Annotated in this window: 22 protein-coding genes and 1 pseudogene; 9 read left to right on the plus strand and 14 right to left on the minus strand. The window is 49.4% G+C overall.

What is annotated here, in order from left to right; genetic code table 11:
• Nucleotides 1-2: 2 nt before the first annotated feature.
• From ACFQ3W_RS14530 to ACFQ3W_RS14560, 7 genes and pseudogenes are all read left to right on the plus strand, one after another.
• Entirely contained in the window at nt 3-803 is an 801-nt protein-coding gene (locus ACFQ3W_RS14530) for a response regulator transcription factor (RefSeq protein WP_379319962.1), read from the plus strand.
• Between the two features lie 148 nt (nt 804-951).
• On the plus strand, nt 952-2,298 hold the full coding sequence (locus ACFQ3W_RS14535) for an extracellular solute-binding protein (RefSeq protein ID WP_379319963.1): 1,347 nt from the start codon (nt 952-954) through the stop codon (nt 2,296-2,298).
• A gap of 84 nt (nt 2,299-2,382) precedes the next feature.
• Nucleotides 2,383-3,264, plus strand: a complete 882-nt coding sequence (locus ACFQ3W_RS14540; RefSeq protein ID WP_379319964.1) for a carbohydrate ABC transporter permease — start codon at nt 2,383-2,385, stop codon at nt 3,262-3,264.
• Nucleotides 3,265-3,285: 21 nt separating this feature from the next.
• The gene (locus tag ACFQ3W_RS14545; protein ID WP_379319965.1) at nt 3,286-4,170 is read left to right on the plus strand and encodes a carbohydrate ABC transporter permease; all 885 of its coding nucleotides are present in this window, start codon (nt 3,286-3,288) and stop codon (nt 4,168-4,170) included.
• A 42-nt stretch (nt 4,171-4,212) separates the two neighbouring features.
• Nucleotides 4,213-4,839: a polysaccharide deacetylase family protein gene (locus ACFQ3W_RS14550; RefSeq protein ID WP_379319966.1), complete on the plus strand. Its 627-nt coding sequence runs from the start codon at nt 4,213-4,215 to the stop codon at nt 4,837-4,839.
• 469 nt (nt 4,840-5,308) lie between these two features.
• Nucleotides 5,309-5,647: pseudogene (locus ACFQ3W_RS14555) on the plus strand (insertion element protein); the annotation flags it as partial.
• Between the two features lie 235 nt (nt 5,648-5,882).
• Nucleotides 5,883-6,419, plus strand: coding sequence for a GNAT family N-acetyltransferase (locus ACFQ3W_RS14560; protein WP_119367397.1), 537 nt, complete (start codon nt 5,883-5,885; stop codon nt 6,417-6,419).
• Nucleotides 6,420-6,865: 446 nt separating this feature from the next.
• Here the strand turns inward: ACFQ3W_RS14560 and nirD are convergent, their stop codons facing one another.
• Together nirD and nirB are read right to left on the minus strand one after the other, a co-directional pair.
• Nucleotides 6,866-7,180, minus strand: a complete 315-nt coding sequence (gene nirD / locus ACFQ3W_RS14565; protein WP_379319967.1) for a nitrite reductase small subunit NirD — start codon at nt 7,178-7,180, stop codon at nt 6,866-6,868.
• Nucleotides 7,181-7,199: 19 nt separating this feature from the next.
• Complete coding sequence (nirB, locus tag ACFQ3W_RS14570; protein WP_379319968.1) at nt 7,200-9,635, minus strand: nitrite reductase large subunit NirB; 2,436 nt, start codon at nt 9,633-9,635, stop codon at nt 7,200-7,202.
• A gap of 439 nt (nt 9,636-10,074) precedes the next feature.
• Here nirB and ACFQ3W_RS14575 point away from each other — a divergent pair, with 439 nt between their 5' ends.
• Both ACFQ3W_RS14575 and ACFQ3W_RS14580 read left to right on the plus strand, forming a co-directional pair.
• Entirely contained in the window at nt 10,075-10,680 is a 606-nt protein-coding gene (locus tag ACFQ3W_RS14575) for an ANTAR domain-containing response regulator (RefSeq protein ID WP_379319969.1), read from the plus strand.
• Between the two features lie 20 nt (nt 10,681-10,700).
• Nucleotides 10,701-11,750 carry an anthranilate phosphoribosyltransferase gene (locus tag ACFQ3W_RS14580; RefSeq protein WP_379319970.1) on the plus strand — a complete coding sequence of 350 codons (1,050 nt, stop codon included), beginning with the start codon at nt 10,701-10,703 and terminating at the stop codon, nt 11,748-11,750.
• Between the two features lie 744 nt (nt 11,751-12,494).
• Here ACFQ3W_RS14580 and ACFQ3W_RS14585 read toward each other — a convergent pair.
• The 12 genes from ACFQ3W_RS14585 to ACFQ3W_RS14640 form a co-directional block, all read right to left on the minus strand.
• Entirely contained in the window at nt 12,495-12,668 is a 174-nt protein-coding gene (locus ACFQ3W_RS14585; RefSeq protein WP_379319971.1) for a hypothetical protein, read from the minus strand.
• Nucleotides 12,669-12,756: 88 nt separating this feature from the next.
• On the minus strand, nt 12,757-13,980 hold the full coding sequence (locus ACFQ3W_RS14590; RefSeq protein ID WP_379319972.1) for an alpha-L-fucosidase: 1,224 nt from the start codon (nt 13,978-13,980) through the stop codon (nt 12,757-12,759).
• A 55-nt stretch (nt 13,981-14,035) separates the two neighbouring features.
• Nucleotides 14,036-15,811, minus strand: coding sequence for a glycoside hydrolase family 35 protein (locus ACFQ3W_RS14595; protein ID WP_379319973.1), 1,776 nt, complete (start codon nt 15,809-15,811; stop codon nt 14,036-14,038).
• 25 nt (nt 15,812-15,836) lie between these two features.
• A complete protein-coding gene (locus ACFQ3W_RS14600; RefSeq protein ID WP_379319974.1) occupies nt 15,837-16,721 on the minus strand; it encodes a carbohydrate ABC transporter permease in 885 nt (294 codons plus the stop codon).
• On the minus strand, nt 16,722-17,606 hold the full coding sequence (locus ACFQ3W_RS14605) for a carbohydrate ABC transporter permease (protein WP_379319975.1): 885 nt from the start codon (nt 17,604-17,606) through the stop codon (nt 16,722-16,724).
• Nucleotides 17,607-17,714: 108 nt separating this feature from the next.
• Nucleotides 17,715-19,151, minus strand: a complete 1,437-nt coding sequence (locus tag ACFQ3W_RS14610) for a carbohydrate ABC transporter substrate-binding protein (RefSeq protein WP_379319976.1) — start codon at nt 19,149-19,151, stop codon at nt 17,715-17,717.
• A gap of 149 nt (nt 19,152-19,300) precedes the next feature.
• Nucleotides 19,301-20,887, minus strand: coding sequence for a response regulator (locus tag ACFQ3W_RS14615; RefSeq protein WP_379319977.1), 1,587 nt, complete (start codon nt 20,885-20,887; stop codon nt 19,301-19,303).
• Nucleotides 20,880-22,616: a sensor histidine kinase gene (locus tag ACFQ3W_RS14620; RefSeq protein WP_379319978.1), complete on the minus strand. Its 1,737-nt coding sequence runs from the start codon at nt 22,614-22,616 to the stop codon at nt 20,880-20,882. Before ACFQ3W_RS14620 ends, ACFQ3W_RS14615 begins: the two co-directional genes overlap by 8 nt.
• 546 nt (nt 22,617-23,162) lie before the next feature.
• A complete protein-coding gene (locus ACFQ3W_RS14625) occupies nt 23,163-23,771 on the minus strand; it encodes an alpha/beta hydrolase (protein ID WP_379319979.1) in 609 nt (202 codons plus the stop codon).
• Entirely contained in the window at nt 23,768-24,718 is a 951-nt protein-coding gene (locus tag ACFQ3W_RS14630; RefSeq protein ID WP_379319980.1) for a ring-cleaving dioxygenase, read from the minus strand. Before ACFQ3W_RS14630 ends, ACFQ3W_RS14625 begins: the two co-directional genes overlap by 4 nt.
• A 40-nt stretch (nt 24,719-24,758) precedes the next feature.
• Nucleotides 24,759-25,391, minus strand: a complete 633-nt coding sequence (locus tag ACFQ3W_RS14635) for a nitroreductase family protein (protein ID WP_379319981.1) — start codon at nt 25,389-25,391, stop codon at nt 24,759-24,761.
• Between the two features lie 40 nt (nt 25,392-25,431).
• Nucleotides 25,432-25,830 carry a DoxX family protein gene (locus ACFQ3W_RS14640; protein ID WP_379319982.1) on the minus strand — a complete coding sequence of 133 codons (399 nt, stop codon included), beginning with the start codon at nt 25,828-25,830 and terminating at the stop codon, nt 25,432-25,434.
• Between the last annotated feature and the right edge of the window lie 131 nt (nt 25,831-25,961).

Genomic DNA, 25,961 nt, shown 5'->3' on the forward strand with positions numbered 1-25,961 from the left:
AGATGTATAACACCCAAACGATATTAATCGTTGACGATGAACCAAGAACGCGGGGCGGACTGAAAAATATGCTGGAAGCCTGGAGCGCCGGACGATATACCATAAAAACGGCGGATAATGGAAAGGATGCCCGGCGGCTGATCGAGCAAGAGCCGGTCCACCTGCTGATCACGGATATTCGCATGCCGGAAATTACCGGATTAAACTTAGTCGAGTGGCTCGGAACGCTTAACCTCTCGGTAAAACCGACGGTGATCCTGATTTCGGGATATGCCGAATTTGAATATGCGCAGCAAGGGCTTCAGCTCGGCGTCGTCAACTACTTGCTGAAACCGATCAGCAAAAGCAAATTAATCGCCGCGACCGAACAGGCGCTTGAGGTGGCCAGCGAGCAAAGCCGAATCCAGAAAATGCAGCGCATCGTGGACGAGAAGCTGATTCATGTCACCAAGGAATCCGAGGCACTAAGCGAGCCAGTGAAAGCGGCGATCGGCTATGTCGAGAAGCATTTGGATCAGGCGTTCAGCCTGCGTGAAATCGGGGATCATGTTCATTTGAATCCGAGCTATTTTTGCGTACTGTTTAAAGAGCAGATGCAGATGACGTTTCTCGAGTATGTGACCCGCTCCAGAATGCAAAAGGCGAAGGAATTGCTGCTGCAAACGAAGCTGCCCATTTCGGAAATCGCCGAGCGCGTCGGTTATCAGACGACCAAATATTTCAGCAAGCTGTTTAAGGAATACGAAGGGCATAGTCCCGGGATTTACCGTAACGAGACGCTGGGGCAGGATGAGGAAGTTTAATTTGCTGACCTCCAAATCCCATGACCTAAATATTGTGGAAAAACAGCTAAATGCTGTTCCCTTATTCACCAAAGAAGAGGGTGCTACACTAAATCCAGAAGGAAAGCGCATACATCCTTCGCAATTAAAAAAGGGGGAACTGGATTACATGAAGAAAAAAGCGTTTGCAACTACTTTGCTCATGCTCGTATTCGTTCTGATTGTCTCGGCGTGCGGAGGCGGCAAGGATAACTCATCCAGCAGCAATGCATCGTCCGGCAGTGATTCCAGCAGCTCAGGCAATTCCACAGCAGGTAAAAAAGTAACGATCAATATGATGCACCTTTGGCCGGATGGCAGCAACTCCGCTCAGAACAAGCTGGTGAAGCAAATTATTGACGAGTATGAAAAGGCAAATCCAAACGTCAAGATTGAGACCGAAGTATTGGAAAACGAACAATACAAAAACAAATTGAAAGTGCTTTCGGCCTCGAACAGCTTGCCTGATGTCGGCTTCACTTGGGCAGCCGGATTCATGGAGCCTTATGTAAAAGGCAACATGTTCGCACCGCTTGATGATCTGCTCCAAGGCGATCTGAAAGACAAATTCGTTAATGGAACAACTGAAGCTTATGCCTCGGGCGGAAAAACGTATGCGCTCCCAGTCGAACTCAACATCGTCCCGGTTTATTACAACAAAGAGATTTTTGCCAAATACAATCTGCAGCCGCCGACCACCTATGATGAATTCAAAAACGTTATCAAGACGCTGAACGATAATAAGGTGACACCGATTGCGCTCGGCTCCAAGGACGCCTGGACCGGATCATTCTGGTACATGTACCTGGCGGACCGGATCGGCGGACCGGATGTACAGGATAAAGCCGTTGCAAGCAGCACCTTCAGCGATCCAAGTCTGATTCAAGCCGCTAAAGAAGCTCAAGAACTCGTGAAAAGCAACGCATTTGTCAAAGGCTTTAACGGCCTGTCCAACGATGAAGCCAAGTCTGAATTTATGAACGAAAAAGCAGCCATGTACGCGATGGGAACGTGGGAAGTGCCAAACTACACGACCAACCCGGACATTCCGCAAGCGTTCAAGGATAAGATCGGTTTCTTCAAATTCCCGACCATCTCCGGCGGTAAAGGCGACATCAATGATTGGGTCGGAGGCGTTGGGGTCGGCATGTTCGTCTCTGAAAACTCCAAAGTCAAAGAGGATGCCAAAAAATTCGTCAGCTTCTTCGTAAAAAGATGGGGTGAGCTGTCCGTCACCGAAGCCGGAATTATTCCAGGCACAAAGGTAGACACCTCCTCCGTCAAATTGCCGCAAATGTTCATCGATGTACTGAACGAGCTGAACAATGCTAAGAAAGTCATTCTATATCTGGACGTGCAAATGAAACCTGTCGCTTCTGAAGAGCATCATAACCTGATTCAGGCACTGCTCGGCAATGCGGTTACACCGGAAGAGTTCGCCAAGAAGCAGGAAGAGGTACTGAAAGCAGGAAAATAACGTTTCGCGGCCGAGGAGGAAGGACGTACCGGATCACTTCTGGTGCAGTCCTTTTCTCTATCCGCGAGGAGGAGGCGACACCTGATGAATAAAGTTTTATCCAACAAAAAGATTATCGCCCTGTATGTGCTGCCATCGATTCTGCTGATCATGGGAATTATCTATATTCCGATTGTGCTAACCGGCTATTATGGCCTTATGAAGTGGGATGGCGTCAGCCCCATGACCTTTATCGGCCTGGACAATTACGCCCAGCTGGTGAAAGACGGGGATTTTTGGAGCAGTGTGGGCCATTCCTTATTGTTTGTTGCCCTGTCTACGCTAAGTCTCGCCATTTATCTGCTGGTGGCCGTCGTGCTTTCCGGCAAAATTAAAGGAGCTAATCTGTTCCGGAAAATTTACTTGATCCCGATGCTGCTGTCCTCAGTAGCGATCGCTCAATTGTGGCTCAAAATCTATCATCCGACGAACGGGATTTTAAACTCTTTTCTCAGCTCCCTAGGGGTAGAAAATACGCCAGCCTGGCTGTCTGATCCGAAGCTCGTTCTTTGGGCCATCTTCATTCCGATTCTTTGGCAGTATGCCGGTTTTTACATTCTGATCTATTACGCCGCCTTGAAAAACATTCCGGAATCTCTGGTTGAAGCAGCTCGGATCGACGGCGCGAACCCATGGCAAATTGCCCTGAGAATTAAGCTGCCGCTCATTTCGGAGGTTATCAAGGTAACCATCGTGCTGGCGGTTGTCGGTTCACTCAAATATTTCGATTTGATTTATGTCATGACGGACGGCGGCCCGAACGGGGCCAGTGAAGTAATGGCTTCTTACATGTACCACAAAGCGTTCCGGGGATTCGACTTCGGCTACGGCAGCGCCATCGGCTTCTTCCTACTGGTCATTTGCATGGTAGCGACATGGGCGATTCGCAAAGCGACCGCCTCGAAGGATACAATCCAATATTCCTAAACAACAGAGGTGGTGATTCGAATGGAAACCGGAAATCAAGTTGCTTATGCTCCCAGAGTGCACACCCCGCTTCGCTCGGTTGGGTCCAAGCTGGTCTATGGCGTTCTATATGCTTTGTTGATCCTGGCCGCCGTTGTTCAGATATTGCCTTTGGTATGGCTGTTGTTTTTCTCCCTGAAAAATAACCAGGAGGTGTTCAACCTCCCTCCGTTCGCACTGCCGACGCATCCGAAATGGGAAAATTACGCGAATGTCTGGTCTCAGGGAAACATTGAACGGTATTTTCTAAACAGTGTGTGGATTACGTTGGCCGCCGTGCTGCTGACCATTCTGCTGGCGAGCTTCGTAACGTTCGCGATTACCCGGATGCGCTGGAAGCTGTCATCCGCGGTGCTGGGGCTGTTTATGGTCGGCATGATGATCCCCGTCCACTCGACCTTGATTCCACTGTTCAGCATGTTTCAAAAAGTCGGGCTGACGGACTCGCAGCTAAGCATTATTTTGTCCTATACGGCATTCAACCTGCCGATCACGATAATGATTCTGCTCGGATTCTACTATGCGCTGCCGGTTGAGGTTGAAGAAGCCGCCATCATGGACGGCTGCTCCGTGAACCGGATGTTCTTCCGCATTGAGCTGCCGATGACGATTTCGGTCGTTGTTACTGCAGCGATTATCAATATGATCTATAATTGGAACGAGTTTATTTTCGTCAATACGTTCATCAGCTCCGATAGCCTGAAAACGCTCACGGTAGGCGTGCAAAACTTCGTCGGCCAATACACGACGGATTGGGGAGCGATTGGCGCCACATTGATGATTAGCATTTTGCCGATTCTCATCGTGTTCCTGCTGCTCAGCAACAGAATCGTCGAGGGCATTGCCGCCGGATCGGTGAAAGGTTAAAGACTCGATTACAGAGTCCATGACAAAGGAGACTAACTGATCATGTTGAAACCGGTAATTCATGTGGTAGATACGAAGCGGAAGGCGGTTGCGTTTACGTTTGACGACGGCCCGAACCCGCTATACACCCCGCAGGTGCTGGATATTTTCCGGCAAGCAGGTCCGAAGGCGAAAGCCACCTTTATGCTGATCGGCACCCAGCTGGAGCAGAGTCCTGAAACTGCACGGCAAATCCATGAGGAGGGCCACGAAATCGCCAACCACACCTATACTCACCCGCATCTGACAGAGCTTAGCGAAGAAGAATGCCGGGAAGAGCTGCTTCGGAACGAGGAGCTGATCCTAAAGACGATTGGGGTTAAGCCCAAGGTGATGCGCCCCCCTTACTTTTCCTACAATGACAAGGTAGCCCGTATCGTCGGCGAGCTCGGGTACCTGGCCGTGGCGGGAGCCGTCAATGGCGAGGCGACGGATTGGGAAATGCCGGGAGTCCAGCACATTGTTGAAAAAACGAGAGAAAAAGTGCAGCCCGGCAGCGTTCTTTTGTTCCATGACGGATATGATGACCGCTCGCAAACGATTGAGGCCGTGCGCATCCTCGTACCGGAGCTGATCGCCGAGGGGTATGAGCTGCTCACCGTTAGTGAATTACTGGGGATGCATTCCTAGAACATAGTGTTCTGCAGGGTGTCAGTATTTAAGCCATTTGCAATTATAAAATAGAAATTGACCAAAAAGGAGCTGAGGATAACCTAACGGGTTCTCTTTTGGAGTGCAAAGTGAACAAAATCAAATAAATTCACAAGCAAAAAAGACTATGTTTTCACATAGTCTTTTTACGTTGATATTAAAGACTTTTAAAGACATTCATAGATATATTATTTGTAAATTTACAAGTGTTTCCACATAAAGCAGACTGGAAGATTTCTAAAAGAAGCAAACAAATTATTAGTCAGTATGCTAAATATACAAAGTATGATGAAGACGAAATAGTAGACAAGCTAATTATAGATATTCTCGAAGATAAGGATTTTGTAGAATGGCTTAAAACAAGAAGGTATCAAAGGAAGATCAAGGTGTTATTTTTGAAAGCAGCGATAGTTCTATGTCAGATGAAACAATAAGTAGGACATACTACCTTTCAAATGAAGAACTCGCAAGACTTATTATGCAAGTCAATAGTAGAGCTATAAACAACTATTTTCAAGAAATAAGAAGGAGAATATCTGTACTTGAAAGACCTTTAGTTACAGCGAGAGGTGATGGAAAAAGCTATATTTATGCCAACTATAATCCTCGGTATGCTCAATACATTCTTACTATATTTAGGACTTTCTACAACTTTTGTTGGGCTACAAAATCATGGGATAAAAGGTCAATAGAAAATCCTAAAGAGGTAAAGCTTGAAACTCCAGCTCAAAGATTAGGGTTGACTGATAAGATATTCGATATAAAAGATATTATCTACTTTAGATAACAATTTCATATAGAGTAATGATTTCGAGTACAGGTATATGCCTGTACTTATTTATTCTTATAAAGTTTTCTTTAGTGTATGTAATATAAGGTAGTGTTGAAGAATAGTGTAGAAAATCATATATACTACTTATAACAAGAATTATCCATATGTTGTATAATGGGGTTAATTCGTAATCGTAAGATATTGTGAAGCGAAGAAAATTAATATTATATATATGATGAGGAGGATTTTTATGAAGGACCCATACGAAATATGCCCCACTTTTGAAACAGAAAGTTTTATTTTAAGACTCGTTTCAGAAGAAGATTCCGAAGGTCTACTTAGATGTTATTCTGATAGTAAGGCACAAAAAATTTTTAACTCTGATAGGTGTACAGGTGATTTCTGTATTTACGCAATTGAGGATATGTTGCAATGCATTAAAGCTTGGCTTTATGCATATTCTCAACAAGAATTTATACGCTTTGCAATTATAGATAAATCACTATCTAAAGCTATTGGAACAGTAGAAATGTTTGGTTATGTTGGTAAATATAAAATCAAAACAGGAATACTCCGAGTTGATGTTTCTTCTGAATACGAAAATGTAGATTACTTAAACGAAATATTTAATGTTTGTGACGAGAACTTTTTTGATTTGTTTGAGGTTGATATGATTGCAACTAAGGCAATACCTCAAGCTGTTGAAAGACGGAATACATTAATAAAAAATGATTTCTGTGAAGGCAAGGTATCTGAAGGAGAACACTATTATTTGCGTTCAAAATAAGCATAATCTACAGTAAACTTAATACACAATATTCAAATATGACGCAATAAAGCAACCATCAAGGTTGCTTTCAATTTCAACATTACTCTCAAACAGTCTTGATATAAAAATCAATAAACCAGAGAATTGACTATAGAATTACACCAAAACAGAGGCTAAATTCTATCGCTTCTTTAAATAGATATGAAAGCCTAAAGGACTATGAAATTCATAGTCCTTTAAGTTTGTGTTATTACATGCTAATTATAATGAGATTTTCAACTATTAAGTGCTTAGATAATCAATAAGATATAAAGTGATTTTTTCTATAAAATTAAAGTTTGCACTCCAAAAGAGAACCCGTTAGGATAACCCCACGCTCCTTTTTTTGCAGGTTCACTATTTTATTTTATGCTATCCATAATTGCCGAACTCATTTTGATGTACACTTTTGCATCTACTCAGCTTTACAGTGTGATAAAAATGGCTCCACTCGCCTGGTCGATTTCCACCTCGTACACAGAAACGCTCCCCTGGTCCGGCTCCTGCACACACCCGTTCGTTAAATAGATTTTCCAGTCATGTAATGGGCAATGCACCGCAGAGCCGCACACCATCCCCTCGGACAGTCGTCCGCCTTTGTGCGGGCAGCGGTTTTCCACCGCCCGAAGGCTCCCGTCGCTCAGCCGGAAAATGGCAACCTCCTGATCTCCGATGACGACCGTACGTGCCCCCTGCTCATCGATATCCTGTACTTGCGCCACATGCATTTTGGTTAACATAGGCGATGCCACTCCTTTCTTATTTCATGATCGGCTCAACCTTTGGCAGCGGTTCGAAATTTTTGCGCAGCTCGGCGTCTTGAACAATCTCCTTCCATGGATCTGTCGATCGGCTCAGGGTCTGCTCAAGCCGCTCCACCAGCGCTGTGCGCTCCTCATGGTTTTCCAATGCTCCCTTGATCGATTCGAGGCCAACACGCTCTACCCAGTGAGCGGTCCGCTCGTTCCAGCCCGCCTGCTCCCGGTAATATTGCAGGAATGCGGCTGTCCATTCCACCACCTCGTCCTCCGTTTTTACCATACAAAGCAGCTCCGCTACTCTGACCTTTACGCCGCCGTTCCCGCCGACGTAGATTTCCCAGCCGCCGTCAATGGCGATGACGCCAAGGTCTTTAATTGTGGACTCCGCACAGTTTCTCGGGCAGCCCGATACGGCGAGCTTGACCTTCCCCGGCGTGTTCAGCCGCTCAAACGCCTTCTCAAGCCGGACCCCCATGCCGATCGAATCCTGCGTACCAAACCGGCAAAACGTGGAGCCCACGCAGGTCTTCACCGTGCGCAGCGCTTTTCCGTAAGCGTAACCGGAGGGCATATTCAGCTCCTCCCATACCTTCGGCAAGTCTTCTTTCTTAACTCCGAGCAAATCAATCCGCTGGCCGCCGGTGAATTTGACCATCGGCACGTCGTATTTTTCCGCCACTGCTGCGATCCGTTTCAGGTCGGCCGGTGAAGTGACCCCGCCGTAAATGCGAGGAACTACGGAGTACGTACCGTCCTTTTGAATGTTGGCGTGGTAGCGCTCGTTGGCGAAACGGGACTCTTTTTCATCGGTATAATCGGAGGGCCACAACATCCCCAAATAATAGTTCAGCGCAGGCCGGCATTTGGTGCAGCCCTCAGGCTCCCGCCACTCAAGCACATTCATGACCTCTTTGACGCTTTTTAGCCCCATCGCCTTGATGCTCGCGATGATTTCATCCCGCCCTAACGACGTGCAGCCGCAAATCCCTTCTTTAACCGGCTCCAGGCTCGAGCCCTCGGCATACAACTGCAGCAGCCCTTCCACCAGCGGCTTGCAGCCGCCGCAGGAGCCGGAGGCCTTCGTGCAAGCCTTGATTTCGCCAACGCTTGTGCAGCCGTTCTTCACTGCATTCACAATGGTTTCTTTAGTGACGCCATTACAGCCGCACACGATCTCATCGCCCGCCATCGCCGCGAGCCGGCTTGCCGGAGAAGCATTCGCCGCTTGACCGGGAGCGTAGCCGAGCAGCAGTTCCTTTTCCTTTCCGGCGACCGATTCTCCGCTCTTGATTTTGGCAAACAGGGAAGCTCCGTCCGACGTATCGCCGAACAGCACCGCCCCGACGAGCTTATCGTCCTGGAGTACGATTTTCCGGTAGGTGCCATCGAGTTCATCCTGAATGCGCAGCGAGCGCGTTCCGGGGGTGTCGGCAAAAAATCCGGCTGAGAATACGTCAACGCCTGACACCTTCAGCTTGGTGGAGGTCACTGAACCCGTATACCCGGGCGTCTCCACCCCGGCCAGCCGCTTCGCCAACACGCTGCCTTGTTCGTAGAGCGGAGCAACCAGGCCATAGGTGATGCCGCGGTGCTGGGCACATTCACCGACGGCGTAAACGCCGGGTACGCTCGTTTCCATATGATCGTCTACGACGATGCCTCGTTCAACCTTAAGGCCTGCGGCTTTAGCCAGGTCGACATTAGGCCGGATTCCGACGGCCATGACGATGAGATCGGCTGCAAGCGAACTTCCATCGGCAAATTCCAGCCCTTCGGCCCGGCGCTGCCCATAAATGCCCGCGGTCTGCTTCTGCAGCAGGAATTTCATTCCCTGCGCTTCCAGTTCGCGCTGCAGCATCCTCGACGCCGGTTCATCCAGCTGGCGCTCCATCAGATAGGGGTGGATGTGAACGACCGAGGCTTCCATCCCCAGATGAAGCAGACCGCGAGCCGCTTCCAGGCCGAGCAAGCCACCGCCGATGACGGCCGCTTTATGATAGTGGCGTGAGGCTTTCATCATTCGCTCGCAATCGTTGATGTCGCGAAAGCCGATGACCCCTTCCTTGCGTGCGCCCGGAATCGGCAGCATAAATGGGCTGGACCCCGTCGCCAAAATGAGCACATCATAGTCCGCCTCTATGCCAGATGCCGATATAACGCGCCGCTTGTCGTTGTTTATTTTTACGATCTCCTCGCTAAGATGCAGCTTTATCCAATTCTCTGCATACCAGCTTGGATGATTGATGACGATATCCTTCAGGTCAGCCCCGCCCGCAAGCACCGAGGATAACATGATTCGATTGTAGTTCGGGTGAGGCTCCGCGCCGAACACCGTAATTTCATAAGCATCCGGCGCCAGCTTGAGTACATGCTCCACCGTACGCATACCTGCCATTCCGTTTCCGATCAGCACCAACTTTTTCGTAGGTTTCAAGCCCATCTCCCACCCTCTCCTTTTCTCTTTTTTCTAATCGAGCATTTAAAAAAACAGAAAAAGCCCGCTTCACCATAGAAAAGACATGCTTTCCTAAAATGGCGAAGACAGGCTCCATTGCCGCTTCTTACGGATACCCCATTGTATCCATCCTGACATTTTTGATTGAACTGATTTGGTTGCCATTTACTATATAGAAGCCGTGGAGCGATGTCAATATTATTTACATAAAATTTTATTAATTCATTTTTTAATGTCAGTTTTTATAACATTTGTATTGATTTTTCTGAAAAAACACGCGAAAATACATTTATCATTTTCCTTCGATTGTTTCATGTCAGCTTTCTTCCTCACTCAACTCCGTCGTACAAGATTTCTGGCTCATCTAAGGGCCATTGGTTTTAGCCATAGTTCCACGGATAGGAGGGATTTCCTCTCAATGCGTTACTTATTGGTCATTCGCGAAGCTGTTACTGCCGGATCGATCCCGTCACCGTCTGAATCATCTTTGCCCATAGCCGATCCCGAAATCATTCTGAAATCGAGCGGTTACCAGGTCCTCTCCTCCGCTCAGGAAACACGAATACGCAGAGCCATAAAAGAGGTCGATGCCGCCATCTTGGATATGCCGATCTCAGCCATTCCGAGCTGGGGAGCGACGCTGCTGAAATGGAAGGCCATCCCGCTGCTATGGTGGTGCTCCCCGGAAGCGTCCGCAGCTTCCCTACAAGCCTGCGAAACCGATACCCCGATTGACGGCCTTCTGACGCCGTCTATGTCTGCCCAGGAGATGCATTGGGTGCTCCACTTCGGGGCGAAGTGCTTCTATGAGCGCGCGGCGTGGGCGGACGAACGGGCGCAGCTCGTTTCCCGGTTGGAGGAGCGTAAATGGATCGATATGGCCAAAAGCATTTTATGCGATTTGAACAGGGTCTCCGAAGCGGAGGCCTACGACATGCTGCGCAAAAGGGCCATGAACGAGCGAAAAAGAATGGTGGATGTAGCCACCTCGGTTGTCAAAGCACATCAGCAATTAAAATTTTAGTCCGCAAGGGAGGTCTGCACATGTTGATGTCAGATATTCTGAAGGAAGTAGGCCGGGGAAAAAGAGGGGCCCGCGATCTCACCTATGAAGAGGCGCGCGCGGCTGCGACGGCTATCATTAACGGGGATGCCTCACAGGCGCAGATCGGCGCCTTTCTCATGGCGCAGCGCATTAAGATGGAAAGCGTGGATGAGCTTAAAGCGTTCGTGGATGTATTGCGCAGCAGCGCTTTTCGCTCGCCGGTTTCGGAGGGGCTGGACTGCGCCGGACCGTACGACGGCAGAACCACCACTTTCATGGCGACGCTGGCAACCGCATTCCTGCTGGCTTCCGCCGGACTGCCGGTCACACTGCACGGAACCGCGCCGCTTCCTCCCAAGTGGGGCGTGACCCTGCCGGATGTGCTCCGCGAAATGGGCGTTGATACCACCGAGGCGCCGGAGCGGCTTGCATCTTCGGCGCGTTCTATAGAATACGGAGGCGTCAAATTCGTTCCGGCAGAAGCCTCGTGCCCTCCGCTCGGTAGATTGCGGCCGATACGAGAGGAGCTCGGACTTCGGACTATTTTAAACACCGCCGAGAAGCTCATCGACTACAGCGAGTCGCCTTATTTGGTGTTTGGCGTGTTCCACAACACCGTGTTTGACCGGATGGCCCAGCTAATCCAGCGGCTAGAGTACCGCAAAGCGCTGATCGTGCAAGGCCCGCAGGGCTCCGAGGACGTGTACATCGACCGCCCAACTCGAACATACAGGATCGATGGCGGTGAAGCCAAGCTGCATGTGATCGACCCGGAGGCGTACGGGCTCGACACCCCGCTTCCGAGCGCCAAGGACACCGTATGGTCGGCATCCGACCAGCTCCAGATCACGGAGCAGGTGCTGCGTGGCGAAGCCCATCCGGCCTTCGTCAACCAGGTGATGCTGAGCGGCGCAGTCCGGCTGGAATTAGCCGGACGGGTCGATTCCGTCGAAGAAGGCATCTACACCTGCAAAGCGCTGCTCGACAGCGGCAAGCCTTGGCACCTTTACTGCCACTGGCGCGTCTCCGCCCTAGCGGTGCGCTGCTAGGGGCGGCAGGGCTTGCGCTGCGCTAGCGTCCAGGCGGTGCGCGCTGGGGGTTGATGCGGTATGCTGCTAGGTCCAAGCACGCTAAAGGATGAGCGACTGCCAGCAAAAAACAAGGCTGCCCCGCAAGGAGCAGCCTTGTTTTGATTAGCGCATCAGCTGACAAGCCTACCGATGTAATTAGCTACGCCCCCGCCGCTGACTCAGCACTCCAGTTGATGAATTCATGATCCCATACACGCGTGATTCTTCAGGAAAGCCTTTTTCACAATTGCCTTCTTCAGGATAGCCTAATGGATTGGAATAGCTGCATTTTCTACATCTAATTTTGGATATTATCCCATTTATGTGGTTTTAATTGTAAAAAGTACATTTAAATTGACCAAATTCGAAGGAGCATGAAAATTCACCTCGATTTAAATGCACTTTCTGCAGTTATTTACACATGGGACGTCAAAACGCTGAAAATAGATGCACAAAATACACTTAGCTACCTCTACCGCTCATGCAGCCCCCCGAGATAATGAATTCAAAAGCCCATGTATGCGTGATCTATTAGAATAGTTCCTATTGTGTAGAAAAAAATTGGTACAATCCTGCCAAAATCAAAACACAAATAGCAACAACGGCGACAACCAGCAAATTTTTTACCATTGCCCCTCACCTCAACAATGTGATATCCGCTTCAAAAAAATATATAAAAAGTAAGCTATAACAAATTATAACATTAGTTAGGAAGTCTGCTCCCTACTTAATAACAGGATTCAATGGCGTACCAAAGAAACAAAGCTGCCCCAAACGGAGCAGCCTTGTTTTGCTGAAACGAGCTTCTAGGTTGTGGTGCAAATCCAGAAAAAGAATAATCAAGCGAAAGGAGTTTACGTCCGCATTCGGGAGCCGCTTGTCATCTTTCTCGTCCATTCATGTGACAAGTGGCGGACAAGAGCGGCCCCAGCTCGTAATTCTCGTTCACTGAATATGCTAAGAGGGCTCCGACCTTACGTCCACTTTAATAGACCGCAAGCTTACGGATGATCGGCTTGTCAACAAAAGAGGGGATGACCAGCCGCACGCGATCCGCAGAAACCGGCTGGAACAGGTCGATTTTTTTGTGTCCAATCGCGCTGCCCTGGCAAATCTCCAGCCACTCCCCTTGCACCCGCGCCTCTAGCTTATAAACGCGAACCCGCTCCCCGTATGCGATATCCTCCATGAGGATGGCATGATGTATCATCTTGTCTGCGGGAAGCTCCAGCACAAGCTCGCTGCCCTCGCCCGATTGCTCCGCAATCGGCTCACCGAACCGCCGCCGCACTTCCGCTCCAAACTCAAGCGCCCGCTTGACGTCGGCGTCCGGCAGCAGGCCGTGATCGTTCGGCGCAATGTTGAGCAGCAGGTTGCAGCCATGCCCGACCGATCGGCAGTAAATATCCATGAGCTGCTCCAGAGACAGCAGCAAATGCTCCTCCTCAGGGTGCCAGAACCAGCGGTCCTTGCGGATCGGCACGTCGCATTCGGCCGGCACCCAGGCCGACGTCTCGGGCATCCATTTCAGCTGGTTCTCGGAGAACATGCTGACCTTGGCGCTTTCCGCCGTATTCCAGCAAGGATACGGAGCAAGCCCATCCTCATTGCCGACCCAGCGAACCGTCGGTGCGCCCATGTTGAAAATCATGGCGTCCGGCTGATATTTTTTCACCAATCCGATAATCCGCGTCCAGTCGTATTCCCGTCCTTCGGACCCGGCGCCGTCAAACCAGACATAGCACAGCTCCCCGTACCCGGTCAGCAGCTCGGTCAGCTGTTCGCAATAAAAGTCGTTGTATGCCGCCGGATCGGCGTAGCAAGGCTCATGGCGGTCCCAAGGGGACACGTAAATGCCAAATGGCAGTCCTTCCTTGCGGCAGGCCTCGGCGCATTCGCGCACTACATCCCCTTGCCCGTTCTTCCAAGGGCTTGCTTTGACCGAATAGTCCGTCGTGCGCGTCGGCCACAAGCAAAACCCGTCATGATGTTTTGCTGTTAAAACAAAATATTTGAACCCCGCCTGTTTGGCGGTTTGCACCCACTGGGCCGCATCGAGAGCTGCCGGGTTAAAGCGCTCGGGGGAATCATTTCCCTCGCCCCATTCTTGGTCGCAGAAGGTGTTCATGCCAAAGTGGCAAAACATCCCCATCTCCCAGTCCTGCCATCTGCGCTGCGCATCTGTCGGTTTCGCCAATACACTTTCCATGTACGATTGCACCCTTTCTAAGCTGATGTGCTACTTTTGCACTTGACGCTTAACGCTAACCCAAATCCGGTTGATCGCTCCAGCGCACGGTCGGCTCCTCGGTATGATGAAGCTCAAATACGATCAGTTCATTGTCGCCCTGCTTGAGCAGCGGAGCAGGTACATATAGCGTCCGCTGCGGCCCGGCGTTCCAGTAGCGGCCCAGGTTGAAGCCGTTCAGGTAGACGACACCTTTCGTCCAGCCATCAAAGCTCAGGAAGCTGTCTCCCTTCACTTCATCCAGCTTAAAGGTTCCGCGGTAGAAGCGCGGGGCTTCCTCCTGCTTCGCAGCCGCGGCTTCCGCGGTCTCCGTATACGTCAGGTTCCCCAATTCCGCAAACGGCAGCGTGTAAATGGTCCAATCGTAAAGGAACTGATTGTCGATACGAACGCCTTCAGTGATCCCTTTGGGGTCCCGCAGCAGGGGACCATAGTTGACCCGCCCCATGTTTTCCACCAAAATGTCCAGCTGCAGCCCCTCCGCCGGAACATCAAGCGGCAGGGATACCGGATTCCACCGCTCGACCGTTCCGATATATGAGCCGTCTGCAAATACCATAGCCCGGTCTCGAACGTCCTGCAGCGTCAGCTTAAACCCGGTTCTTGGTCCGCTCACACGCGTCCGGTACAGAATAAACCCGTAGGACTGGCCCAAACGTTCCATTGGCTCCGGGCATACGCGGGATACCGGTGTCGACAACCGGTCAAGCTGTTCCAGCAGAGGAGCACATTCCGTGAGCTGAACCGGCTCATAGGCCACCTTCGGGATCGGTTCCGGAAGGGGAGGCAATACTGCGGCGGTAGAGCCATCCCCGGTGTACCGCTTCAGCACCTCGCGAACGGCAAAGTATTTCTCAGTGGGGTCGCCTGCCTCGGAAAGCAGCGCGTCATAATCATAGCTACCGACCGTCGGCTCATAGCGGTTGATATGATTCGCCCCGTTATAAAAGCCAAAATTCGTCCCTCCGTGGAACAAGTAAAAGTTGACGGAAGCCCCGGCCTCAAGTATTTTTTCGAATTCCGCGGCTACATCTTCCGCCGATCTCGTCTGGTGCTCCTCCATCCAGTGATCAAACCAGCCGATCCAGAACTCCATGCACATGATCGGCTTATCCGGTTGATACTTCCGCAGCTTCGCAAACGCTCCCTCGGAGCCCGAACCGAAATTTACTGTTGCGAGCACGCCATCCACCATACCGCCTTGCAGCATATGATCCTCCGGGCCGTCCGAGGTGAAGAGGAGAACGTCCATCCCGCGCTGGATCATGGCCTCTTTTATGTAATTGAGGTAGGCCTTGTCATTGCCATAGCTGCCATATTCATTTTCAATTTGCATAGCAATGATCGGGCCGCCATTTGTACAAAGAAGCGGTTTCAATTTGGGAAGCAGCACATCGTAATAAGCGTCCACTTTATCCAAAAAGCTCCGATCGAAGCAGCGCAGTCGCATGCCCGGATCAGCCAGCAGCCAGCCCGGAAGCCCGCCAAATTCCCATTCGGCACATATGTAAGGGCTTGGCCGGACGATAACATGCAGCCCTAGCTCCCCGGCCAGCTCAATAAACCCGGTTACATTTGCAAGTCCATCAAAGTAAAATTTTCCTTCCTCCGGCTCATGAACATTCCACGGAATATATGTTTCTATGGCGTTGAACCCGCATGCCTTCAGCTTCAGCAGCCGGTCGCGCCAGTATTCAGGTACCACCCGGCAGTAGTGCACCGACCCCGATACAATTCGAATTTCGCGGCCCTCATACAAAAATTGGTCACCCTTCACCTCAAATATCGCCATTCCAACACCCCGCATCGAATTTTAATCAGCCCTTGATCCCCCCGAGCATCATACCCTCGGTCAGCTTCTTCTGAAGCAGAGTATACACCAAAATCGTCGGTACGAGAACAATGACAAGTCCGGCAAATAGGGAGCCCCAATCGGTAGCGTACTGCTGAATTTGCATCAGATTGGCCAGTCCGATCGGTATTGTCTTTTTTGTGTCACTTGTTACTAGAGTCATCGCCAGCACATACTCGTTCCAGAAATCAAAGAAGCTGAACACAATTAATGATATGACCCCTGGCTTCGCCATGGGCACGATGATTCGGACGAGGGTGGTGAAGTAGCCGCAGCCGTCCATCATAGCAGCATCTTCATAGTCGGCAGGTATTGACTTCATGAATCCGGTGAGCAGATAGACGGAAAAAGGCAGACTGCCCGTTGCGTATACCGCGCTCAGCCAAAACAGATTATCCAGCATATGAAGCTGATTCATCAGAATAAACAGCGGTACGATAATATAAACTCCGCCGATAAACAGTCCCGCCATATAGAAGTTAATCGTAAATGCGCGGCCCCTGAACTTCATCCGGCCCAGCACATAAGCAGTCGGGATCGCCGTCAGCAGCAAAAGTGCCATCGACATAATGACAACAAGTACAGAATTGAGCATGTAGTCGCCAATTTTTGCCGTCGTAAAGGCCCGGTAGTAGTTGCCCCATTGCAGGGAGGATGGTAGCGTCCATGGGCTATCCATAACTTCTTTATTCGTTTTAAACGAGGCCAGCACATTCCAAAACAACGGGTATACGACAATCAAGGTTTGTATAATCAGAACAATTCGCAACAGCGTCTTTCCGAGACGAGCCATCGGCTTTCTCGATTTTGGCGCATCGGGGTTGTTCAACTCTGTTATAACCACATTCATCTATTCCGCTCCCCTTTCCGTCAGCTTGTTGCTAATCAATGCCAAGATGAGAGAGACGATAAATACGAAGACGCCGATTGCCATGGCATAGCCAAAGTTGGAGTTGGCGAACGCTTGACTATACAAGTACGTCATGACTACTTCCGAGTGTCGATCCGGTCCGCCAGCGGTCATAATTGATACAATAACGAAGCTAATCGAAAGGACCCCGTTAATGCTGAAAATGATCGTCACACGAATGATTTCCCAAAGCATCGGGATAGTGATGTAAAAAAACTGCTTTACCGAGGTGGCCCCATCGATGCTGGCCGCTTCGTATAAATCAGCCGAGATGCCATCGATTCCGGCCATATACATGACCATGTAATAGCCGGCCGCCTGCCAAATCAAGGTAACCGCAAGTGCCCACAGCACAGTTCTCTGATCCCCCAGCCAAGCAAACGCATAATCGCCCAAGCCTAGAAACTCCAGTCCGGAATTCAGAAATCCGATCGTCGGGTGGTAAATGAAGGACCACAAAATCGCGATGACAACAAAAGATAGGATACTTGGAAAAAAGAACACCGTCCGATATAAATTACGTTCCTTCAGCTTCGTTCGGGTCAAAATTGACGCATTTAGCAGGGCAATAAACAGCGTTAACACGGGAACGATCAGCATCAGAAAGCCGGTATTTTTCAAAGCTAAAATAAACACATCATCGTGAAACATATCTATGAAATTCTTAAATCCTACAAATTTGGGCTTATCCCCGATCCCTGTCCATACATAAAATGATTTCTGAAATACCTGTAAGGTAGGATATATTTTGAATAAGCAAAATAGGATCAATCCTGGGAGCAGACAAGCAGCAATAAAAATCCGGCGCCGTGCTTTTATCGTCATGGATCGATTGCACATCCTTTCTATTAACCATCCGGCCATTATCCTATGAGAAAGCCTGCCTGAGCCTGTTAAAATCGGCCCTGGCAGGCTTTGGGGTAGCCAAGAAAATTATTGCTGAGCCGAAAGCTCTTTTTGAATATCTGTATAGACTTTGGTCAACTTCTCACTGTACTGATCGAGCGTCAACTGCTTGTTCATAATCGACGATATCGGTTTGTACACCTCGTCTGCAGGATTGTACTTGCTGCCTTTGGCTACGGGTTTGAAGGTGCCGTTGGTCGTTTTCATACCGCTATCGACCGCTTTGTAAACATTATAGGTGGTCTCTGAGATGTACTCTTTGACCAGGTCAGGAGCCCCTTTAACGGCAAGCACAGCCTTGGATTTCTCACCGTTCAGCTTAACGCTCTTTTCCGTATAAATGTATTTCAAAAATTCTTTAGCCAGCTCCGGATTTTTCGCTTTGGCCGGGATCAGCATTTGTTCTACGTTTGTCATCGCCATCACCGGATCGCCCGACTTGAATGCCGGAACACCCAAAAATCCAAATTGGAAACCGTCTTCTCTTGGAGCATCCTTCATTTCATCCTCGAACCAGGTTCCGTTAGGGATAAACATCGCTTTCCCTTGCATAAAGGCCGTTTGAGCTTGCGTATGATTGAGCGCTACCGTACCTTTCATCAAGCCGTTATCATCATTCGCAATCTTGTCCAAAAGTCCCCATACCTGTTTGAATGTATCGGATTTCCAGAAAGTCGGGTCGTATTCATACATTTGGTTGACTGCATCTTGACCGCCCAATCCGTAAATCGACGGGATGATCATTTCTTCCAAATAGCCAGGATACAAACCTTGATATGTGAACAGTGCCCGACCGTTTTGTTTGGCAGTGTCATTCAGGGCGAATAGTTCATCCCACGTTTTTGGAACTTGGATCCCTTTGGTATCAAATAAGTTCTTGTTATACCAAAGACCCATCACCCCGAAATTAAACGGAGCCATATATACTTTCCCGTCTCCATAAGGTGACATCGAGCGGGATTCCAGTGCGCCCGGCAAAATTTTGTCCTTCAGCGGTGTATTGCTATCAAGGGCGTTTTCGTTAAATAAATCCGTAATATCCAGAACCGCTTTATCTTTAATCATCGCATCGACCAGCGGCGTATTGTCGCTCCCTGAAATATACATGAAATCCGGAGGATTCCCGGCAACGATCTTCGGTCTGATCAATTCAGCGATTTTCGGGCTCGCCGTGATGTTGATCTTCGTACCCGGATAATCTTTCATGAAGCTATCTGCCACGGCATCCCAGTACTCACGACCATATCCGCCTTGGAACACCGCTACATTCAGTTCCATGTTGTCAAACTTCTTGACGTTGGTTCCATTGTCTGAGGAAGTGTTCGAAGTAGCTGTTCCAGAATTGGAAGTCCCGGCTTTATTATCCGCCGTATTGTTACCTCCTCCGCCGCAGCCGGCTAACATAGCAAATGCAACGATGGTAGCCAAGACTGCCGCAATCCATTTTCTTTGTCTGTGTATCATAGGGCGACCTCCTTATATTTGATTGAGTTCAGTATACTTCTGACAAAGATTTCGCCATATAAACAAAACCTATGATCTTATGGACGATCCTCAGGCCTGACACGATATGTAAGCGCAAACATATACGATTTTATGCCTACAGCGAAAAATCATATAGATCCGGGCATATCCGGCTGTTTGACACTTTTAGGAGAAATGCCGAAGTGCTTCTTAAACAAGCGGTTAAAATAAAACGGATCATCGATGCCGACCTGAGCCGCAGCCTGCTTCACCAAATACTTGCCCGAAGCCAGAAGCTCATATGCCTTCTTCATGCGCAGCTCATTCACATAAGTTAAGATGCTTCTTCCCGTTTCAGTCTTGAATATCTGGCAAAGGTACGTTTCTGACAAATTCACCCGTTCGGCTATATCGGAAATCACGATCCGCTCCGCAAAGTGCTCATCCAGATACAGCAGTGCGCTGCGAACCTCCGGCTTGGTCACCTGTATATTGGCAAAAATTCCTGCCTGGTCGGAGGCTTCTTCGGCAATCCGGGCAACGATGCCTGCCAACTCGGTGTCTGAGCTGCTTGCAGCGATTTCCTCCATCCAGAGAGACTCGTCGAATGTATCGCGTTCGTGCAAAGCGAGGTTGTGGATCATGTTCCATATGGCTCCATTCAATGTTCGCTTCAATAGCTTCGGGTGAACATGGTGACAGGCTGCATCGGCAATGAGCTGCTTGGCGCTATGCTGCCATGAGGATAGCCAACTCAATTTTTCATGATTCGGATGATCTACCTGATCCTTCTCGCAGGCCTTAAACTTTAGTGGAAATTCCTTCGGTTGGACGGAATTTGACAGGCAACCTTCACCTAAGCTCCGGTAGAATAACAGCGGCTCGGCTTCCCGGCATTTTCGCACTTCTTCATCCAGTTCCGCGCAGTTCAGTGCTCCCTCGGAATAAATAACTCCAAACTTCACATTGTGATACATAAACGTTAAGCTGGCGAGTCTTCGCGCAATCTCCTCGGATTGTACAACCTGGGCAGCATTGTAGGATACAGCGAGTAGAAATCTGTCTGAGGCCAGTGGAACGACGCAGCTCCATGCACATCCGGTAAACAGCTCTCCGGACAGGTTTTCCAGCATTTCGTAAGCGGCTCGTCGTTGATTGTTCGGTTCGGGCTTGTCCAGGTGCCGCAATACGAACAGAAATATAGCCTCTTTTTTCTGAAACAACAAAGACTCTCCATGATTTACTGAATCATACGTCTTCCCAACCTCCGGGCTATATTTCATTTCCAGGACGGCCTTCACTCGTTTTTTATAATCCGTAGGTTTTACACTTTCCGTGTCCCGTTTTTTTCTCTTCTTACCGTCAAGCTTGGAGGCAATCTCCTCCAGCGCCAGCATAAAATTGTCTGCCTGCAGGGTCAGTTTAAGTACATAATCATGAGCACCGCATTTTAAAGCTTCACGTACAAGTTCAAAATCGTTGTAATTGCTAAGGACAAGAATCTCCCCATCAAAGCCATGCTCCAGCAGTTTCTTGATCAACTCGATTCCATCCATCTCCGGCATTTTCATATCGGTAATTATGATGTCCGGCTGCGCTGCCCCAACCATTTTTAACGCTGACTTACCATTGGCTGCAGACCCCGCAAACTCGAATCTTCCCGTATCCCATTTAATTAATGTTTTCAAAGCGTGGCGCACAATCACCTCGTCATCCACGATCAGTATTTTATACAAGTGGATTGCCCCCTTCTACTTCAAATGGCAGGATGATTTCTGCCTTTGTCCCTTCGCCAGGGATGCTGCACACGTCAAGGCCAAAAGCTTTGCCAAAATGCAAAACGATGCGTTCATGCACATTTTGGGTCCCGATCCCGGAAAGCTTCGAACGGGAAGAAGCCTGCGTCTGAAGCTCCTCCACGTCAAATCCTTTGCCGTTATCGGAAATCACTATTCGAACCTTATGTTCGATTAAACGGGCGGTGACTTGAATATCTACGCGTCGTCCATCCTCACCGGTACCGTGAATAATGGAATTTTCAACAATTGGCTGCAAAAGAAACTTTAATACCGGGTAGTTCGCAAGCTCCTGCGGAATATCGCAATGCAGAGAGAACGAATCCCCGTACCTGATCCGCTGAATCGTGGCATAGTGGTTCAGGTTATCGATCTCCTGACTCAGCGGAATCATTTCCTCCTTCACCATAATCGTATTTTGCAGTAGCACGGATAACGAATCTAGTCCTTCCATCACCGCCTGGTTGCCGCCCAGCATAGCGCTCCATTTCAAGGAGTTCAAAGTATTAAAGAGAAAATGAGGATTGATTTGCGCCTGAAGCATCTTCAGCTCCGCCTCTCGCTTGGCTTGCTGCTCCGCTTCAACCTGATAAATCAAATCCTTCAATCTTTCCACCATGTTGTCGATCGTCTCCGTGAGCTTGCCCATCTCATCCGCGTAAGGAGTACCGATGGTTGTATCGAGCTGTCCCATTCGAATGCGCTTTGCATACTGCAATAGCGACCTCATCGGACTGCTGATGCTGAAATAAATCCACATCGAAATTCCACCGGAGCCCAGCAGCGTAAATACGCACAAGGCGACGATATTTCGGCGCATATCCGTAAGCTCCGCCAGAATAAAGGCCTTTGGAATCATCCCAATGAGGAACCAGTCCGCTGACCGAATGTATGAGCTCGTGACCAAATAGCCTTGATGGTCCACATCTGTATTAAAGGCATGAAGCTTGGTATCCTTTTGAAATTGTTGTTTGATCGGGTCAAACACCTCTTTTTGGGCATAGCTCTTTCCATGGGGAATTTTCGGGGAAACGGTAGAGATCACCATCCCCTTGGAGTCGGAAATGAACACTTCACTGCCTGTGCCCAAATTAACATGCTTATATACATTTTGGGAGAATACCTTCTCATCGACAAAAATGATGACATAGCCCAGCTTCAAATTCAGGTTATCCTTCGAGTAAATGATCCGGCTGAGCGTAATCGTATGCGTACCTCGGTTCGAACGAATATAGCTCCAATACGCATTCCCGGGGGAGTTGTTGGTTGAGCTCAACATGTTAAACAAACCGTTGCGAGGGTACATCTCATAGCCAAGGTCGAATAGCGTTTGCCCGTCATTGTTCAGGATCATAATGTTGGATATGTTGCTGATCCCGAAAATTTGGACACTGAGCTCATTTAAAATCCGTTTATATAATTTGCTTTTTTCATAATCGCTCATTTTGGAAAACTGCTGGAGTCCCTCCTGAATGGAGTCGTTCATAATCATGTTTTCACTCAGTGTTTCGTATTGCTGCAGCTCGTCGGATGCGTTTCGGGTCACTTCATCCAGGATTTGCGTGGAGTAGGAGTTGATTTTCGCGTGGGTGGCCGCTTCGTATTTCATATTGGAATAAACCGCTACAAATATAACCGGCATCATAGAGGTGATTAAGAAAGCAGCCATTAGGCGCCGCTTGATCGTTACTCTCCGCAGCGAGAGCCACGCCTTGATTGGAGGTATACGCGGAGATTTGAGGGGCATACGTATCACCGTCTTTTTAGTAGGATTGATTTTTGTTAACCGATAATCTATTAAACAAGCCTATCGCATTTTTCTGGTTTTGCCTGTGATTATGAAGACAAAGAGCAGCATCGTCAATTCGGCTATTTGGAGAGGAACGCCCCGCAAAATAAGGGTATTTTATGGCCTTATTTATGCAATTTGGGGCTTCTCTCACATAATAAGGGTAATTTGTGGACCTATTTTCCGGGTTGCGAAGGTAAAGTGACCTTTTTCTCTCCTTTCGCAAAAAATAGGACCATATAATGGCCCTATTCGCGCCGACGCTCGCTAATTTAACAAATAAGGCCATTTTTTCCCCTTAACCCTAGTAGCCCTGGCCCCGAGCGCATTAAAAAAAGCGGCCCTATGCAGCCAGCACAGCTAGCACAAGCCAGCAGGCGCAAAGAGACGCTCTCAGTCTTTTTCTATCCAATTTTAACCGACACTCTATATCAGGTGATGCTGGAACCAAACCGCCGCAGCCTCTACCTCGGTTTGGGTGAGCTGGTGGCCGTATCGCTCCCAGTGCACGGTGACCGAAGCCCCCGCTCCGCTGAGCAGACTCTCCAGCTCCTCTACCTCCCCGGGAGGACAGATCGGATCGTTGCTTCCAGCGCTAATAAACACGGGCAACTCAGGCAGGTCCGGCAGCTTCACGCCACGGCGCGGCACCATCGGATGGTGCAGAATTGCCCCGCGCAGCGCATCCTGATGGTGAAACAGCAGGCTCGCCGCGATGTTCGCACCGTTTGAATAGCCTACCGCCACGACACCGCGCCGATCAAACCCGTAACGCTCCGCTGCCTCATCCAAGAAGCCGTTCAGCTCCTTGGTGCGAAGGATCAGATCCTCCTCATCGAACACGCCTGCCGACAGCCGCCGAAAGAAGCGAGGCATTCCGTTTTCCAGAACTTTTCCGCGAACGCTTAGCACCGAGGAGGTTGGCGAGATCATTTCTGCCAGCGGCAGCAGATCGTGCTCCGTACCACCCGTGCCATGAAGCAGAAGCAGGGTTGGGGCCTTTCCGTCAACGCCTTGCTTGAACAGATGCTTCACTCCTGATCCTCCTTCAGCACGCGGACAATGAAGGGATCCAGGTTCTGTTCGATCGTGCCGCGATGCGGCTCAAACCAATCCGGCAGCATCAGTTTTTCCCCCAGATGCTCCGGCGCTTCGTCCCGGGCAAAGCCCGGAGGGTCCGTGGCAATTTCAAACAGAATGCCGCCTTCCTCGCGGAAGTACACCGCATGGAAATACTGCCGGTCCACGATTGGGGTCGGTTGATAACCATGCTCCGCTACAAGGTTTCTCCAAGCCTCGTGCTCTGCAAAATCCTTCGCCCGCCAGGCGATATGGTGGACCGTTCCAGCGCCGCCGGCGCCGTTGTCCATCGGGTTTACGTTTACGTCAATCACGTTTCCCAGCTCACCTGGCGCTTTATAGCGGGCGTAATAGCCGTCCTCGCCGAGCTTTTCCAGGCCCATGACGGTTTCCAGCAGCTTGCCGGTTTTTTCCGGGGCCCTGCTGTACAGCAACGCTCCTCCAAAGCCTTTAATCGCCTTGTCGGCCGGAACACCCCCAAAGGACCAGGAGTTAAGCGGGCCTGCGGCACGCTCCACCAGCTCAAGCTGAAGCCCATCGCGATCTCTGAAGTGCAAATACGTTTCATCGAATCTGCTGACCTGAGTAGTCGATATACCGAATTTTTGCAAACGCTCCTTCCAGAAATCAAAGCTTCCTTCGGGGATCGTGAACGTCGTAACTCCAACCTGACCGGCACCGATCCGCCCTCGGCGGGAACCCGCTGCAGGGAAAAACGTAATGATCGTTCCGGGGCTTCCGGCTGCATCGCCAAAATACAAATGGTAAACTTCCGGCGCGTCAAAATTGACGGTTTTCTTCACTAACCGCAGTCCGAGCACCCCAGCGTAGAAATCCACGTTGGCTTGCGGATCGGTTGCGAAGGCCGTGATATGATGTATCCCTGCGGTGGGTTGAATCATGGGCTCCACTCCTTTTTTCTAATTATAAATATGGTCTGTTTTAAAACTTATTAAAGCTTACAAATTCAGCTACCGGCTTCCGATAACCGCGTGGGCGGAAGCTCGAGGTGTCTTCCTTACCGATCGCGATGAGCATCACAGGTACATAATTGTCCGGCACTTGCAGCAGCTCGCGAATTTCATCTTGATCAAAAGTGATCATCGGGCAGGTGTCCCACCCTTTATCTTTAGCAACCAGCATCATTTGCATCGCGGAAAGGCTGGTGCTGCGAATAGCCTCTTCATATCTAAAGCTCTCGCCCTTTGATTCATAGAAATCAATACTTGCGTTAACGACCATATCATATTCCTGTTTGCTAAAGAAACCAAGTTCCAGCAATCCTTCATTTATCTTAGGGGCGTCCAGGTGAGCATCCAGCTTGCCGAGTACAAGAATCACTGCGGAGGCCGTATGGATTTTGTACTGTTTGCTGGCGGCCTCATACACTTTTTCCTTCAAGTCCGGGTCTTTAACGACAACATAATGTGCATGCTGCAAATTAAAAGCTGTCGGAGCAAATTTCGTAAGACTAAAAATCTCCTCCAAATCCTTATCCGGGATCTGCACCCCTTCAATAAATTTGTTCACCGAACGTCGGGATTTTACGATGTTTTCAAAGTCATGCTCACTCATGGATAACTCCTCCTAGATTAGGGTTTATGATTTATGTGAATTACAGTAAAGCATCAATGGAATAAGAGCCTGCACCGGTTAACGCCACGCCAACCGCAACCGCAATCAGCAGCAGATTAAATTCATACCCGTTTGCTGATGTCCAAAAACCATTTTTGATGTGTACGGTGAATATCGCAACCAGCATCGTGATTACCAGAAGCGCAGCCCCCAGCGGTGTGAACAGCCCGGCTGCAAAAAGCAGGCCGCCGCCGAATTCGGACAACCCGGCCATAATCGCCATCGGTACGCCCGGCTTAACCCCGATCGACTCCATCCAGCCGCCGGTTCCCTTCGGACCGTAGCCTCCGAACCAGCCGAACAGCTTCTGAGCGCCATGCGCCATAAACGTCAAACCTACCACCACACGAATTATTAACAATCCTAATGCTATCATCATTTTGATTATCTCCTCATTATTTTAATTTTGAAATTTACCTTGAACTAAAGAATCTTAATTTTAAGATATAAGGCCTAAGTAGACCTGTGTTACTGTCCGTGCGTTTTACGCTTTAAGCTTAATTATACGCT

The organism is Paenibacillus puldeungensis, from assembly GCF_042678945.1.
In the GTDB taxonomy this organism is placed as follows: domain Bacteria; phylum Bacillota; class Bacilli; order Paenibacillales; family Paenibacillaceae; genus Fontibacillus; species Fontibacillus puldeungensis.

Coding starts and splice junctions, on each gene's coding strand:
- ACFQ3W_RS14605 (WP_379319975.1), bottom strand. CDS start 17,606: ATGACGATAAAAGCACGGCGCCGGATTTTTATTGCTGCTTGTCTGCTC.
- ACFQ3W_RS14575 (WP_379319969.1), top strand. CDS start 10,075: ATGCGTTACTTATTGGTCATTCGCGAAGCTGTTACTGCCGGATCGATC.
- ACFQ3W_RS14630 (WP_379319980.1), bottom strand. CDS start 24,718: ATGATTCAACCCACCGCAGGGATACATCATATCACGGCCTTCGCAACC.
- ACFQ3W_RS14535 (WP_379319963.1), top strand. CDS start 952: ATGAAGAAAAAAGCGTTTGCAACTACTTTGCTCATGCTCGTATTCGTT.
- ACFQ3W_RS14580 (WP_379319970.1), top strand. CDS start 10,701: ATGTTGATGTCAGATATTCTGAAGGAAGTAGGCCGGGGAAAAAGAGGG.
- ACFQ3W_RS14590 (WP_379319972.1), bottom strand. CDS start 13,980: ATGGAAAGTGTATTGGCGAAACCGACAGATGCGCAGCGCAGATGGCAG.
- ACFQ3W_RS14640 (WP_379319982.1), bottom strand. CDS start 25,830: ATGATGATAGCATTAGGATTGTTAATAATTCGTGTGGTGGTAGGTTTG.
- ACFQ3W_RS14550 (WP_379319966.1), top strand. CDS start 4,213: ATGTTGAAACCGGTAATTCATGTGGTAGATACGAAGCGGAAGGCGGTT.
- nirD (WP_379319967.1), bottom strand. CDS start 7,180: ATGTTAACCAAAATGCATGTGGCGCAAGTACAGGATATCGATGAGCAG.
- ACFQ3W_RS14530 (WP_379319962.1), top strand. CDS start 3: ATGTATAACACCCAAACGATATTAATCGTTGACGATGAACCAAGAACG.
- ACFQ3W_RS14560 (WP_119367397.1), top strand. CDS start 5,883: ATGAAGGACCCATACGAAATATGCCCCACTTTTGAAACAGAAAGTTTT.
- ACFQ3W_RS14635 (WP_379319981.1), bottom strand. CDS start 25,391: ATGAGTGAGCATGACTTTGAAAACATCGTAAAATCCCGACGTTCGGTG.
- ACFQ3W_RS14585 (WP_379319971.1), bottom strand. CDS start 12,668: ATGGACGAGAAAGATGACAAGCGGCTCCCGAATGCGGACGTAAACTCC.
- ACFQ3W_RS14620 (WP_379319978.1), bottom strand. CDS start 22,616: ATGGCTGCTTTCTTAATCACCTCTATGATGCCGGTTATATTTGTAGCG.
- ACFQ3W_RS14545 (WP_379319965.1), top strand. CDS start 3,286: ATGGAAACCGGAAATCAAGTTGCTTATGCTCCCAGAGTGCACACCCCG.
- ACFQ3W_RS14600 (WP_379319974.1), bottom strand. CDS start 16,721: ATGAATGTGGTTATAACAGAGTTGAACAACCCCGATGCGCCAAAATCG.
- ACFQ3W_RS14540 (WP_379319964.1), top strand. CDS start 2,383: ATGAATAAAGTTTTATCCAACAAAAAGATTATCGCCCTGTATGTGCTG.
- ACFQ3W_RS14610 (WP_379319976.1), bottom strand. CDS start 19,151: ATGATACACAGACAAAGAAAATGGATTGCGGCAGTCTTGGCTACCATC.
- ACFQ3W_RS14595 (WP_379319973.1), bottom strand. CDS start 15,811: ATGGCGATATTTGAGGTGAAGGGTGACCAATTTTTGTATGAGGGCCGC.